The organism is Pseudomonas sp. B21-048, from assembly GCF_024748615.1.
In the GTDB taxonomy this organism is placed as follows: Bacteria; Pseudomonadota; Gammaproteobacteria; order Pseudomonadales; family Pseudomonadaceae; genus Aquipseudomonas.
In genome coordinates, this window is sequence record NZ_CP087168.1 from 4,603,966 (window position 1) to 4,617,134 (window position 13,169).

A 13,169-nucleotide genomic window follows, 5' to 3' on the forward strand; every position below is an offset into this window, starting at 1 on the left:
TTTTTGTCGCCATTTCATGCCCCCACAGGTGACTGGCCGTTCGATGAATACAACGTTTTCCTGCGTAGGTTGTGGCAAATGCTGCAACGACCACCACGTGCCCCTGACACTGACAGAAGCCCGGATGTGGGCGGCCGATGGCGGTCAGGTGATCGTGCTGGTGGAAGCCTTTCTCGCCAATGGCCTGGGCCTGCCCGCGCAGCAACGCGAACACGCCGAACGCCGTTCGGTGATGGTTCGAAGCGGCGCCTGCGAGGCCCACGTAGCGATTACCTTCGCCGCCTACAACGTCGGTCCCTGCCGGAATCTTGACGACGACAACCTCTGCCGCATCTACGAACGCCGACCGTTGGTGTGCCGCATCTACCCGATGGAAATCAATCCGCACATCCCGCTCAACCCGGCGATCAAAGAATGCCCGCCTGAGTCCTGGGAAACAGGGCCGGACTTGATCATTGGGGGTGAGCTGGTGGATCAGGAACTGGCAGGATTAATTCAGCGTTCGCGTCAGGCGGATCGCGATGAGATTCAGACCAAGGAGGCGATTTGCGCGTTATTGGGGATTCGGACGACAGCACTGAAGGGCGATGGATTTACTGCCTATTTGCCGGACATGACGGCGTTTGCCATGGTCATTGATCAGGTGGCGCAACAGCCGCTGGCGGCGTCGGGCGGTGAATGGGCCTTTCATGTGTCGGGCGATGATATCGCCGGGCAAGTGCTGGCAGCCGGGGCGCAAGTGGCGACTGAAGCGCCGCTGAACTATGCGTTTATTTCGTTGCGGGCGGTCTGAGCCAGATGATGGGCTGGCCTCATCGTCGGAACGCCGCCCGGAGCCGGCTCGCTCCCACAGTGGATTTCGTCGTACACAACATCTGTGTCTCATGAAGATCATGTGGGAGCGAGCCTGCTCCGGGCGGCGTTCCGACGATGACGATAGATCAGGCACCGTAGAGGTAAAAACTCAGCGCTTACCCATCGAACGACGGGTGCCAGGAGGCGCTGCACCCGGGGTCTTGGTGTGACCATTCTTGGCGCCGTTCTTATACCAAGGCTGGCTGGCATTCTTCGCCGCGGCCAGTTCACCCGGTTTGAACGGAAATTTGAACACTGGAATCGCCGCTTTGGTTTCGCTGTCTGCGCTGGAGTCGACGCTGTCTGGCAGATCTGCCTGGTCGTCGCTCAAAGCGTCGGCAACCGGCGGTTGTGTCGGGGAAGTCATGAAAGCTCCGGGTGATGCTCAAAGAGTCGGGCCCGGTAGGCGAGCCGCGAAAGGCGGGCAGTATACCTGTGTCGGGAGCCGCAAGCTGCAGTTGGTCAGTTGGGTTTTGTATTGACTGACCAACCGCTTTCGCGGGCAAGCCTCGCTCAGGTGCATAGTGTCGTACACCGAATCTGCGAACGACGATGAACGATAACGCGGTCTACGCCGGATCGACGTTATCCAGCGCCCGACTCACCGCCAACTCCGCCAGCATGATGACCTGCTGAATCGCCAACGCCGTATGGCGCTGCGGGCCGATCAGGTTGTTGGCGAAATCGGTGGCCAGGACACTCGCTGAGGCCAACGATTCGTAGGCGTGGGCCAGCAGGCTTTCGGTGCCGGCACCCGGGGCGACCATGAACATGGTGCTGGGGCGACGGGGCTTTTCGGTGTATTGCGCCGGGGGATCGAGGTAGTAGTCGAGGGCGCGTTTTATGGCTTCGCGGTCTTTGAGTAATTCTTCGGTGCGCGAGGCTTCGGCGTTGGGGGTGGTGGTATTGAAGGGTGGGTCGGGGATTAACTTATCCATACAAACTCCTGCTGAAATGGGTGCCACCACTCGCCGGATCTCAAGCGACGAGGAGGTGGCAGCTATGTGCAGAGTGAGATCCACCGGAGCAGGCAACCGGCCAGACCGAAGTCTGCCCGCACACAGCTGCCATAACGCATTTACAGGCAGCGGATAAGCTGGCGCCAATTATGGTGGTGTTGGCGCTAGATGCATAGCAATTGCCGGGGATCTCACGCCCGGTCGCTGAGTTGTCAGCGACAGCCAAAGGTTATTGGGCCCGCGTCCGACCGACAACCTGAAAAATGCGTGGGAAAGGTCTGCGTTCTGACACACCCGTTAAACATTCAAAAGCGGAACGCGGAGCGTCCCTGGCGGCATTCCCACGCGGGAGCGTGGGAACGATCAATCCCACGTCTGACACCGAATGCTCGCCTGACACGGATGACTGTAGGAGCCGTCGAGTGAAACGAGGCAGTGCCTACCAGGGAATCAGCATCAACCCAAAGAGGTCCAAACTGACAGCGCCGTCAGTTACCCGTCACTCTACTGACGGCCGAACAGGTTTATAAAGGAAGGTATAAACCTGACAAAACTCCGACCACTCTGCCCGGCGCCCCACTCGCATGCGAACTCAGAAAAAAACCGCGTTGTTCGCCGCCCTTCTGATCGTCCTGGCAGCGCTGGGCGTGTGGTACGTCGCCAAGCCCGCCACGACCAAACTGGCCACCTCCACCGCCATCCCCGTGCGAGTGGTCAGCGTCGCCGAAAAAGACGTGCCCCGCTACGTCAGCGGCATCGGCTCGGTGCTGTCGCTGCACAGTGTGGTCATACGTCCGCAGATCGACGGCATTCTCACCCAATTGCTGGTCAAGGAAGGCCAACGCGTGAACAAAGGTGACCTGCTGGCCACCCTCGACGACCGCTCGATCCGCGCCAGCCTCGATCAGGCACGGGCGCAACTGGGCGAAAGTCAGGCGCTACTGCAAGTGGCACAGGTCGATCTCAAGCGCTACAAACTGCTGAGCGTCGACGACGGCGTGTCCAAGCAGACCTATGACCAGCAACAAGCCCTGGTCAACCAACTCAAAGCCACTGCCCAAGGCAATCAGGCATCAATCGACGCCGCTCTGGTGCAGCTTTCCTACACACAGATTCGCTCCCCGGTCACCGGTCGCGTCGGTATTCGCACAGTGGATGAAGGCAACTTCCTGCGCATGACTGACACTCAAGGGTTGTTCACGGTGACCCAGATCGACCCGATCGCCGTGGAGTTTTCCCTGCCACAACAAATGCTGCCGACCCTGCAAGGCCTGATCAACGATCCCCAGCACACGCCGGTCAAGGCTTACATCGGTGCCGACACCGACGGCGAAACCGGCAACCTGCTGGGCGAAGGCCACCTGACCCTGATCGACAACCAGATCAACGCCAACACCGGGACCATCCGCGCCAAGGCCGAATTCGCCAACCCCGCACAGAAACTCTGGCCGGGCCTGCTGGTAACGGTAAAAATTCAGACAGCGCTGGATAAAAATGCGCTGGTGGTGCCGCCCACCGTCGTACAACGTGGCCTCGATCAACATTTCGTCTACCGGGTCAACGGCGACAAGGCTGAAGCCGTTCAGGTGCAGATGGTTTATCAAGGCAGCGGCCAGGACATCATCAAAGGCGTGAAACCGGGCGATGTGCTGGTCAGCGACGGCCAGTCGCGGCTCAAACCTGGCTCGACCGTGCAGGTAGTGACCGACCCGCCGCAAGTGGTGCAATCGGAGCCGAAACCATGAAGGGTCATGGCTCGGTTTCCGCGTGGTGCATCGATCATCCGGTGGCGACGGTCCTGCTGACTTTTGCCTTGGTGCTGCTCGGTGTTATTGCCTTTCCGCGACTGCCAATTGCCCCGCTGCCCGAAGCGGAATTCCCGACCATCCAGGTGGCTGCGCAACTGCCCGGCGCCAACCCCGAGACCATGGCCTCGTCGGTGGCCACGCCGCTTGAAGTGCAATTTAGCGCCATCCCCGGCGTGACCCAAATGACCTCGAGCAGCGCCCTGGGCTCGACCATCCTGACCCTGCAATTCACCCTCGACAAAAGCATCGACACCGCCGCGCAGGAAGTCCAGGCCGCGATCAATACTGCCGCCGGCAAACTGCCCAAAGACATGCCGAACCTGCCGAACTGGAGGAAGGTCAACCCGGCCGACAGCCCGGTGCTGATCCTCAGCATCCACTCACCGCAAATGCCCGGCACCGAAGTCAGTGACTTGGTGGAAACCCTGCTCGCCCGTCAGATCAGCCAGATCGACGGCGTAGGCAATATCAATATCACCGGTCAGCAACGTCCGGCGATTCGCGTGCAGGCCTCGGCGGACAAACTCGCCGCCATCGGCCTGACCCTGGCAGACATCCGCCTGGCGATCCAGCAGACCAGCCTCAACCTGGCCAAGGGTGCGTTGTACGGCGAGTCGAGCATTTCGACCTTGTCCACCAACGACCAATTGTTCCACCCCCAGGAATACGGTCAGCTGATTGTTTCCTACAAGGACGGCGCACCGGTTCATCTCAAGGATGTGGCCAAAGTCGTCAACGGTTCGGAAGACGCCTACATCCAGGCCTGGGCTGACGGTCAGCCGGGGGTGAACCTGGTGATTTTCCGGCAACCGGGAGCCAACATCGTCGCGACCGTCGACCGTATCCAAGCGGCACTGCCGACGCTGGAGGCCATGCTGCCGGCCTCAGTGCAGGTCAACGTGTTGGTCGACCGCACCCAGACCATCCGCGCTTCGTTGCATGAAGTGGAAGTCACCCTGCTGATCGCGATCCTGCTGGTGGTGGCGGTGATGGCGCTGTTCCTGCGGCAGTTGTCGGCGACCCTGATCGTGGCGTCGGTGCTCGGTGTGTCGTTGATCGCCAGTTTTGCCCTGATGTACATCATGGGCTTCAGCCTGAATAACCTGACGCTGGTGGCGATCGTGGTGTCCGTCGGGTTTGTGGTGGACGATGCGATTGTGGTGGTGGAAAACATTCACCGCCACCTGGAGGCCGGCGACGGCATGCGCGAGGCGGCGATCAAGGGCGCCGGCGAGATCGGTTTTACCGTGGTCTCGATCAGTTTCTCGCTGGTGGCGGCGTTCATTCCGCTGCTGTTCATGGGCGGTGTGGTCGGGCGGCTGTTCAAGGAATTCGCCCTGACCGCCACCTCGACCATCATGATTTCCGTGGTGGTGTCCCTGACGCTGGCGCCGACCCTGGCCGCGCTATTCATGCGCGCGCCGGTGCATCACGCCCACGGCAAACCGGGTTTCGGCGAACGCTTGCTGGCGCTGTATGAGAAAGGCCTGCGCCGCGCCCTCGCCCATCAGACATTGATGATCGGTGTGTTCGGCCTGTCCCTCGGCCTGGCGGTCGCCGGGTACATTTTCATTCCGAAGGGTTTCTTCCCGGTGCAGGACACCGGTTTCGTCCTCGGCACCACCGAAGCGGCGGCGGACATTTCCTACGGCGACATGGTGAAAAAACACTTGGCGATGGCCGAAATCGTCGCCGCCGATCCTGCCGTCGAGACGTTCTCGCACTCGGTCGGCGTTGCGGGCAGCAACCAGACCATCGCCAACGGACGGTTCTGGATTTCGCTGAAAAAGCGCGGCGACCGCGATGTGTCCGCCAGTCAGTTCATCGACCGGATTCGCCCACAGCTGATGAAAGTCCCGGGCATCGCGCTGTATCTGCGTGCCGGGCAAGACATCAACCTCAGCTCCGGCCCGAGCCGCGCGCAGTATCAATACGTGCTCAAGAGCAACGACGGCGCACTCCTGAGCACCTGGACCCAGCGCCTGACGGAAAAACTGCGCAGCAACCCGGCGTTCCGCGACATTTCCAACGACCTGCAACTGGGCGGCAGCATTACCCACATCAGCATCGACCGCAGCGCTGCGGCGCGTTTCGGCCTGACGGCCAGCGATGTTGATGAAGCGCTGTACGACGCCTTCGGCCAGCGGCAGATCAACGAATTCCAGACCCAGACCAACCAGTACAACGTGATTCTAGAGCTGGACACCAAACAGCGTGGCAGGGCCGAAAGCCTCAACTATTTCTACCTGCGCTCGCCGCTGAGCGGGGAAATGGTGCCGCTGTCGGCCTTGGCGAAATTCACTGCGCCAACTATCGGTCCGTTGTCCATCGCTCACGACGGGATGTTCCCGGCAGCCAACCTGTCGTTCAACTTGGCGCCCGGCGTTGCGTTGGGTGATGCGGTGATCATGCTCAATCAGGCCAAGACCGACATCGGCATGCCGGTAGCCATCAGCGGTAATTTCCAGGGCGCGGCCCAGGCCTTCCAGAGTTCGCTGGCCAGCCAGCCGTGGCTGATTCTGGCAGCGCTGGTGGCGGTGTACATCATTCTTGGCGTGCTGTACGAAAGCTTCGTACACCCGCTGACGATCATCTCGACCCTGCCCTCGGCGGGGCTCGGGGCGGTGATCATGCTGTGGATCTGCGGCCAGGACTTTTCGATCATGGCGCTGATCGGGCTGGTGTTGCTGATCGGCATCGTCAAGAAGAACGGCATTCTGATGATCGACTTCGCACTGGACGCCCAGCGCAACCGTGGCTTGCCGCCAGAAGAGGCGATCTATGAGGCCTGTATGACGCGGTTCCGGCCCATCATCATGACCACCCTCGCCGCCCTGCTTGGTGCTCTGCCGCTGATGCTCGGCTACGGCACCGGCGCCGAACTGCGCCAGCCATTGGGCATCGCGGTGGTCGGCGGTTTGTTGGTGAGCCAGGCGCTGACGCTGTTCACCACGCCGGTCATATACTTGTGGCTTGAACGGCTATTCCATCGACCTAAGCCGGCACCGATATCGGCGCTGACGACCACAGACTGAGGCGGGCATCTACCGCGATAGTTCGAGCGCTTCTACCGAGTTGATGCATCGCGCAGTAACAGCGGCAACAACCATGGCCTGGGGCTGGCAATCGTCAAGGCGATTGCGCTGATGCACGGCGGGAATGTGTTTGTGCGCAGTGATCAGGGATGAATACGTTCGGCATCCACCTCCCGGTCTGATCACACAGAACCCTCGCCACAAAAAAACCAGACCATCCGACAGGGTAGTTATCGACTACCCGCCGAATGTCTTCTAAGCTTCCATTAGCAAAAGGCCAGCATGTTTTGCTGGCCTTTTTTTTATCCGGCATTTATATAGGCGCTCTGAACACAAGCGGTTTCTAGGACTCTGCCCGATTGTTGTAAAAGAACTTTCATAACGCCTTATTTGCAGAAGTCAGAACCATGAGTGTGAGCAGTACGAAATCTCGCCATCCGCGCCGCTCGACGCGCTCGGAACGGCTTCTGGTTCTCGGCAGTGTGTTGTTGGTGATTGCGATACTGAGCATCGTGGCGTTCCTGCTGATCCGTGAACGCGCCAATGCCGAATTGTCCGCCGCGCGCGCCGCCAACAATATCGTGCAATTGATCGACGCCGATGTACTGCGCAATGTCGAACTCTATGATGTATCCCTGCAGGGTTTGATCGCGGCTTCCCAGCGAGAAGACCTCAAGAGCGTTTCTCCAGCTATTCGACATCTGGCCTATTTCGACCGCGCCACTGCCGCGCCGTACAAGGGCAACATTTTGTTGCTCGACAACAAGGGCGACGTGATCGCCGACTCGGCCTCGGTGGAGCCCAGGCAAGGCAACTATACCGACCGCGAATACTTCCAGTCTCACGTGAACAACCCGGACCCGGGCATGTTCATCAGCCGCCCCTTCAGGAGCAGGTCGCCAGAGCAGGATTGGCGTATCAGTTTCAGCCGCCGGGTGAACGGCTCTCAGGGTGAGTTCCTGGGCGTGGCCGAAGCCGCCATGCGTTTGAGTTACTTCGATCAGTTGTTCAACAGTTTGAGCATCGGTCGTGACAGTACAGTCAATCTGATCAGCAAGGACGGGATTCTTCTGGCCCAGCAACCACGCCTGGCCGAAGAACTGATCGGCAAGGACTTCAGTAATCGTCCCAATTTCCAGCGCATCGTCAAGGAAGGCAACGGCAGCTTCACTGGCATCTCCAGCCGATACAAAGACAAACGCTTGTACACCTTCTCCAAGGTCGGAAACTTGCCGTTGATCGTCATCGTTGCGCTGTCCAGTGATGAGGTCTTTGCGACCTGGAAGCGCACGGCGGTGGTGGTCAGCTTTGCGACCATTGCGCTGTGCGTGAGCCTGCTGTGGTTGACCTGGTTGCTCTGCCGGGAATTGCGTCGGCGCCAAAGTGCCGAGCAGGAACTGGCACAACTGGCCGCTACCGACCCCTTGACCGGACTGGCCAACCGTCGAAGCCTGGATCAGGCCCTGCGCCACGAATGGTTTCGTGCCCAACGTTCCGGCCTGCCATTGTCGGTGCTGATGATCGATGTCGACCACTTCAAGGCGTTCAACGATCGCCATGGCCACCAGGGTGGCGACGATGCCTTGCGCTCGGTAGCCAAAGTGATCAGCGCCCGTGTCCGACGGCCGGCAGACCTTGTCGCCCGTTATGGTGGCGAGGAGTTTTCGGTGATTCTGGCTGAAACCGACTGCGCCGGCGCGCAACAGATTGCCGAGAACATCCGGGCAGCGGTGGAGCAGTTGCCGTTGGAGGGGAAAGATAAGTCGCCAATTACTGTCAGTATCGGTATCAGTACCTGGACGACGGCGTCTGATATCGGCCTGGAGCAATTGCTGTTTGTGGCGGACAAGGCGTTGTATCAGGCCAAGGAAAGTGGGCGGAATCGGGTGGTTGCAGCGGATTGATCGTTCCCACGCTCCGCGTGGGAATGCCTCCCCGGACGCTCCGCGTCCGTTTTGGCAGGACGCGGAGCGTCCCGAGCTGCATTCCCACGCAGAGCGTGGGAACGATCATACGAGCATAAAAAAAGGCCACCCGAAGGTAGCCTTTAAAAAACTAGAGAGGTTTTTTGCTTACACGGCCGCAACAGGACGCATGTAAGAGATCGGTGCAGTGCTGGCGTCTTCGAAAGTCACGACTTCCCAGGCATCTGTCTGCTCAATCAACTTGCGCAGCAGCTGGTTGTTCAATGCATGTCCGGACTTGAAGCCCTTGAACTCACCAATCAGGCTATTGCCCAGCAGGTAGAGGTCACCAATTGCATCGAGGATCTTGTGCTTCACGAATTCGTCTTCATAGCGAAGGCCGTCTTCGTTCAGTACACCATCCGCGTCGACCACAATAGCGTTTTCAACGCTGCCGCCGAGTGCGAGGTTGTGCTTGCGCAGGTACTCGATGTCACTCATGAAACCAAAGGTACGGGCGCGGCTGACTTCTTTTACGAACGAAGTGCTGGAAAAATCCACGCTTGCACTTTGTGTGCGGTCACGGAAAACCGGGTGATCAAAATCGATCTCGAAGCTCACTTTGAAACCTTCGAAAGGGACGAAAGTGGCGCGCTTGTCGCCGTCTTCCACTGTCACTTCCCGCAAGATCCGGATGAACTTCTTGGCGGCGTCCTGTTCTTCCAGGCCGGCCGATTGAATCAGGAATACGAAGGGTCCAGCGCTACCATCCATGATCGGGACTTCGGACGCGGAGAGCTCGACGTAGGCGTTATCGATGCCCAGGCCAGCCATGGCCGAGAGCAGGTGCTCCACCGTGTCCACTTTGACGTCACCGTTAACAAGCGTGGTCGACATAGTGGTTTCGCCAACGTTTTCCGCGCGGGCAGGGATCTGCACCACAGGGTCGAGGTCAGCACGACAAAACACAATGCCGGTGTCGACGGGCGCTGGCTTGAGGGTCAGGTAGACCTTCTCCCCGGAGTGCAGGCCGACACCTGTGGCACGGATAATATTCTTCAGGGTGCGTTGTTTTATCATGGCATGGGCCGCTTCAGCGCAAATTGCGAACTGGTATCAACAAAGGCTGGCGATAATAGCAGACCAGACCTTTGCTGAACACCAATCACCCGAATACCCCTGATACATTTCATCAATCGGCCTGACGACGCAGGAAAGCCGGGATGTCCAGATAGTCCAGGTCATCTTGCGGGTTCATCTTCGCGGCAGTCGCAGCACCGGCCTGAGCCTGGTTGCGCATGACGGTCGGACGGTCCAGGTCACGGTAGTTCACCGCAGGCTGTTCCTGACGAACAGGGGCTTGTTGTTGTGGCTGGGAGGCCATCGAGGTGTGAACGGTATTGTCGATGACCTTCACAGGCTTCTCGATTTTAGCGCCTAAACCGGTGGCAACAACAGTCACGTGCAGCTCGTCGCGCATGTCTGGATCGATAACGGTACCGACCTTGACCATCGCGTGCTCGGAAGCGAAGGCTTCGATGATGCTACCCACGTCGGAGTACTCACCCAGGGACAGGTCAGGACCGGCGGTGATGTTCACCAGGATGCCGCGTGCGCCTTGCAGGTTCACGTCTTCGAGCAACGGGTTGCGAATGGCCGCTTCGGTGGCCTCACGCGCACGGTTCGGACCGCTGGCGCAGCCAGTGCCCATCATCGCCATGCCCATTTCGCTCATCACGGTACGCACGTCGGCAAAGTCGACGTTGATCATGCCCGGACGCTTGATGATGTCGGAGATACCGCGAACGGCACCGGCCAGTACATCGTCGGCCTTGGCGAAAGCCGACAGCAAGCTGGCGTCTTTACCGAGGATGGTCAGCAGCTTCTCGTTGGGAATGGTGATCAACGAGTCGACGCTTTCAGACAGCAGACGAATACCTTCGTCGGCGATCTGCATACGCTTGCGACCTTCGAACGGGAACGGACGGGTCACCACCGCAACGGTGAGGATCCCCATTTCCTTGGCCACTTCGGCGATGATCGGCGCAGCACCGGTACCGGTACCACCGCCCATGCCGGTGGTGATGAACACCATATTGGTGCCCTGCAGGACTTCGGCAATGCGCTCACGGTCTTCGAGAGCGGCCTGACGACCTACTTCAGGGTTGGCGCCGGCGCCCAGGCCTTTGGTCACGCCGGTACCCAGTTGCAGGATGGTCCGCGCGCCGATGCTTTTCAGCGCTTGGGCATCAGTGTTGGCGCAGATGAATTCAACGCCTTCAATGTTGCTCTTGACCATGTGATTGACAGCGTTGCCGCCGCCACCGCCAACACCGATAACTTTAATTACCGGGCTTGCGGGGATGTTGTCTACGAGTTCAAACATTTTCCCTCTCCTTACATTCTCTAGTTTTTTTCGCCTACTGCGTTTTGCTGCTTTACTGCTTGTAGCTTGAAACTGCTTCGTCAGAAGTTGCCTTGTACCCAGCTCTTGATGCGATCGAGCAAAGCGGCTTTCGGCTCGTCATTGCTGTAGCTGTCGCGGCTGCCGATGCCCGAGAACGAAATCCCGTCGGACTGCTTCTGCAGGCCGTACATCAACAGGCCAACGCCGGTGGAATAAATCGGGTTGCGGACCACGTCGTCCAGGCCCTTGACGCCATGCGGCACGCCCAGGCGAACCGGCATGTGGAAGATCTCTTCGGCCAGTTCGACCGCGCCTTCCATCTTCGACGTACCGCCGGTCAGCACGATGCCGGCCGGGATCAGGTCTTCGTAGCCACTGCGACGCAGTTCAGCCTGGATCAGGGTGAACAGTTCGTCGTAACGCGGCTCGACCACTTCGGCCAGGGCCTGACGGGACAGCTCGCGCGGTGGACGGTCGCCGACGCTTGGCACCTTGATGGTTTCGCCGGCACCGGCCAGTTTGGCCAGGGCACAGGCGTAGCGAATCTTGATTTCTTCGGCGTACTGGGTCGGGGTGCGCAGCGCCATGGCGATGTCGTTGGTCACCTGATCGCCCGCTATCGGGATGACCGCGGTGTGACGGATCGCACCTTCGGTGAAGATCGCGATGTCGGTGGTTCCGCCGCCGATGTCCACCAGGCATACGCCCAGCTCTTTCTCGTCATCGGTCAGGACCGAGTAGGCCGAGGCCAACTGCTCGAGAATGATGTCGTCGATTTCCAGACCGCAGCGGCGCACGCATTTTTCAATGTTCTGTGCAGCGTTCACGGCGCAGGTGACCACGTGAACCTTGGCTTCCAGACGCACACCGGACATACCCAGCGGCTCGCGAACGCCTTCCTGGTTATCGATCACGTAATCCTGCGGCAGGGTGTGCAGCACGCGCTGGTCAGCCGGGATCGCCACAGCCTGGGCAGCGTCGAGAACGCGCTCAAGGTCGGCGGAGCTGACTTCGCGATCACGAATCGCCACGATGCCGTGGGAGTTCAGGCTGCGGATGTGATTGCCGGCCACGCCGACAAACGCCGAGTGGATTCGGCAACCGGCCATCAGCTGCGCTTCTTCGATCGCGCGCTGGATCGACTGGACGGTGGACTCAATGTTCACCACCACGCCTTTTTTCAGGCCGCGGGACGGATGAGTACCGATCCCGACGATTTCGAGCGTGCCGTCGTCCGCGACCTCGCCTACCAGCGCCACCACCTTGGAGGTGCCGATATCGAGACCGACGATCATTTTGCCGCTTTGCACGTTTGCCATGGGTCCTGCCTCTTCTTAATTCTTCGCGACAGCGGGTTGGGCTGTCGTCGGCGCTACAGGTTCCCGCCAGCCAACGGCGAGGCCGTTGGCGTAGCGCAGATCGATGCGCGCAATGTTCGTAATCTGTTCTTTAAGCGTCTTGTCGTAGATGGCGATGAAGCGGCGCATCTTTTCCACCAGGTTGCCGCGTCCCAGCAGCAGTTCGATCCCCGGGCCCGCGCTGCCGGCGCCGGTGGTCAGGAACCAGCTGCCTCGTTCACGCAATTCCAGGCGTGCAATCGAGAAGCCCAATGGCCTGAGCATCTGGCTCAGCACCTGATATTGCTGCATCACTTGCTGCTGGGCCCGCTGCGGGCCGAACAGCTGTGGCAAGTGTTCGTAGTTCGCCAGCTCACGCGGGGTGAACGCCTGCCCCTGGTTGTTCAACAGCGACTCATCGCCCCAACGGGCCACCGGCAGTTGTTCTTCCAGGCGAATCACTACTTGATCCGGCCATACCCTGCGCACTTCGGCGTGGGCAATCCATGGCATCTGTTCAAGCTCGGTGCGCATGCTCTCCAGGTCGATAGTGAAGAAGCTCGACGCCACGTAGGGGGCGATCCGCTGCTGCACCGCTTGCTGGCTGATGTAACTCAAGTCGCCCTGCACCGCGATTTTGGTGACCGGCCGGTCGGCGTACGGCAGCAAACGCTGTGCGCCTTCATAAGTGCCGAACCCCAGCGCAACCAGCAGCACGGGCCAGAACAGGCTTTTCAGAAAACCAAAGTTGGCTTTCGGCAGGCGCGCGGACATCGGCTCTTTGGCCACCATTCGGCTGGCACCCCGCGGCACCGGTTTGCGGCCGGGTGCGGAGGGCTGATGTCTAAGCTGTGCGCCTTGCAT

General features: G+C 59.8%; 10 protein-coding genes and 1 pseudogene. 5 read left to right on the forward strand and 6 right to left on the reverse strand.

Translation table 11 applies throughout. From position 1 onward, the window contains the following. The first annotated feature begins 43 nt into the window (after positions 1–43). The gene (locus tag LOY56_RS21520) at positions 44–793 is read left to right on the forward strand and encodes a YkgJ family cysteine cluster protein (protein WP_258617027.1); all 750 of its coding nucleotides are present in this window, start codon (positions 44–46) and stop codon (positions 791–793) included. 171 nt (positions 794–964) lie between these two features. On the opposite strand, the gene LOY56_RS21525 is transcribed toward LOY56_RS21520, so the two are convergent. Beyond that, positions 965–1,222 carry a hypothetical protein gene (locus LOY56_RS21525; RefSeq protein WP_258617028.1) on the reverse strand — a complete coding sequence of 86 codons (258 nt, stop codon included), beginning with the start codon at positions 1,220–1,222 and terminating at the stop codon, positions 965–967. A 202-nt stretch (positions 1,223–1,424) separates the two neighbouring features. Continuing rightward, positions 1,425–1,793 (reverse strand): DUF6124 family protein, encoded by a 369-nt coding sequence (locus tag LOY56_RS21530; protein WP_258617029.1) that lies wholly within the window; start codon positions 1,791–1,793, stop codon positions 1,425–1,427. Between the two features lie 605 nt (positions 1,794–2,398). On the opposite strand from LOY56_RS21530, the gene LOY56_RS21535 reads away from it, so the two are divergent. The 4 genes and pseudogenes from LOY56_RS21535 (at position 2,399) to LOY56_RS21550 (ending at position 8,561) form a co-directional block, all read left to right on the forward strand. Then, complete coding sequence (locus tag LOY56_RS21535; protein ID WP_258617030.1) at positions 2,399–3,559, forward strand: efflux RND transporter periplasmic adaptor subunit; 1,161 nt, start codon at positions 2,399–2,401, stop codon at positions 3,557–3,559. Continuing rightward, complete coding sequence (locus LOY56_RS21540; protein ID WP_258617031.1) at positions 3,556–6,657, forward strand: multidrug efflux RND transporter permease subunit; 3,102 nt, start codon at positions 3,556–3,558, stop codon at positions 6,655–6,657. Before LOY56_RS21535 ends, LOY56_RS21540 begins: the two co-directional genes overlap by 4 nt. 21 nt (positions 6,658–6,678) lie before the next feature. Continuing rightward, positions 6,679–6,839, forward strand: a pseudogene (locus tag LOY56_RS21545) (ATP-binding protein); the annotation flags it as partial. Positions 6,840–7,064: 225 nt separating this feature from the next. Further along, complete coding sequence (locus LOY56_RS21550; RefSeq protein ID WP_258617032.1) at positions 7,065–8,561, forward strand: sensor domain-containing diguanylate cyclase; 1,497 nt, start codon at positions 7,065–7,067, stop codon at positions 8,559–8,561. Positions 8,562–8,729: 168 nt separating this feature from the next. On the opposite strand, the gene lpxC is transcribed toward LOY56_RS21550, so the two are convergent. The 4 genes from lpxC to LOY56_RS21570 all read right to left on the reverse strand — a co-directional run bounded on the left by lpxC (position 8,730) and on the right by LOY56_RS21570 (position 13,169). Beyond that, entirely contained in the window at positions 8,730–9,641 is a 912-nt protein-coding gene (gene lpxC / locus LOY56_RS21555; RefSeq protein WP_007939852.1) for a UDP-3-O-acyl-N-acetylglucosamine deacetylase, read from the reverse strand. A 112-nt stretch (positions 9,642–9,753) separates the two neighbouring features. Then, positions 9,754–10,947, reverse strand: coding sequence for a cell division protein FtsZ (gene ftsZ, locus LOY56_RS21560; protein WP_007904318.1), 1,194 nt, complete (start codon positions 10,945–10,947; stop codon positions 9,754–9,756). A gap of 80 nt (positions 10,948–11,027) precedes the next feature. Then, complete coding sequence (ftsA, locus tag LOY56_RS21565; RefSeq protein ID WP_007939849.1) at positions 11,028–12,287, reverse strand: cell division protein FtsA; 1,260 nt, start codon at positions 12,285–12,287, stop codon at positions 11,028–11,030. Positions 12,288–12,302: 15 nt separating this feature from the next. Beyond that, a complete protein-coding gene (locus tag LOY56_RS21570) occupies positions 12,303–13,169 on the reverse strand; it encodes a cell division protein FtsQ/DivIB (RefSeq protein WP_258617033.1) in 867 nt (288 codons plus the stop codon).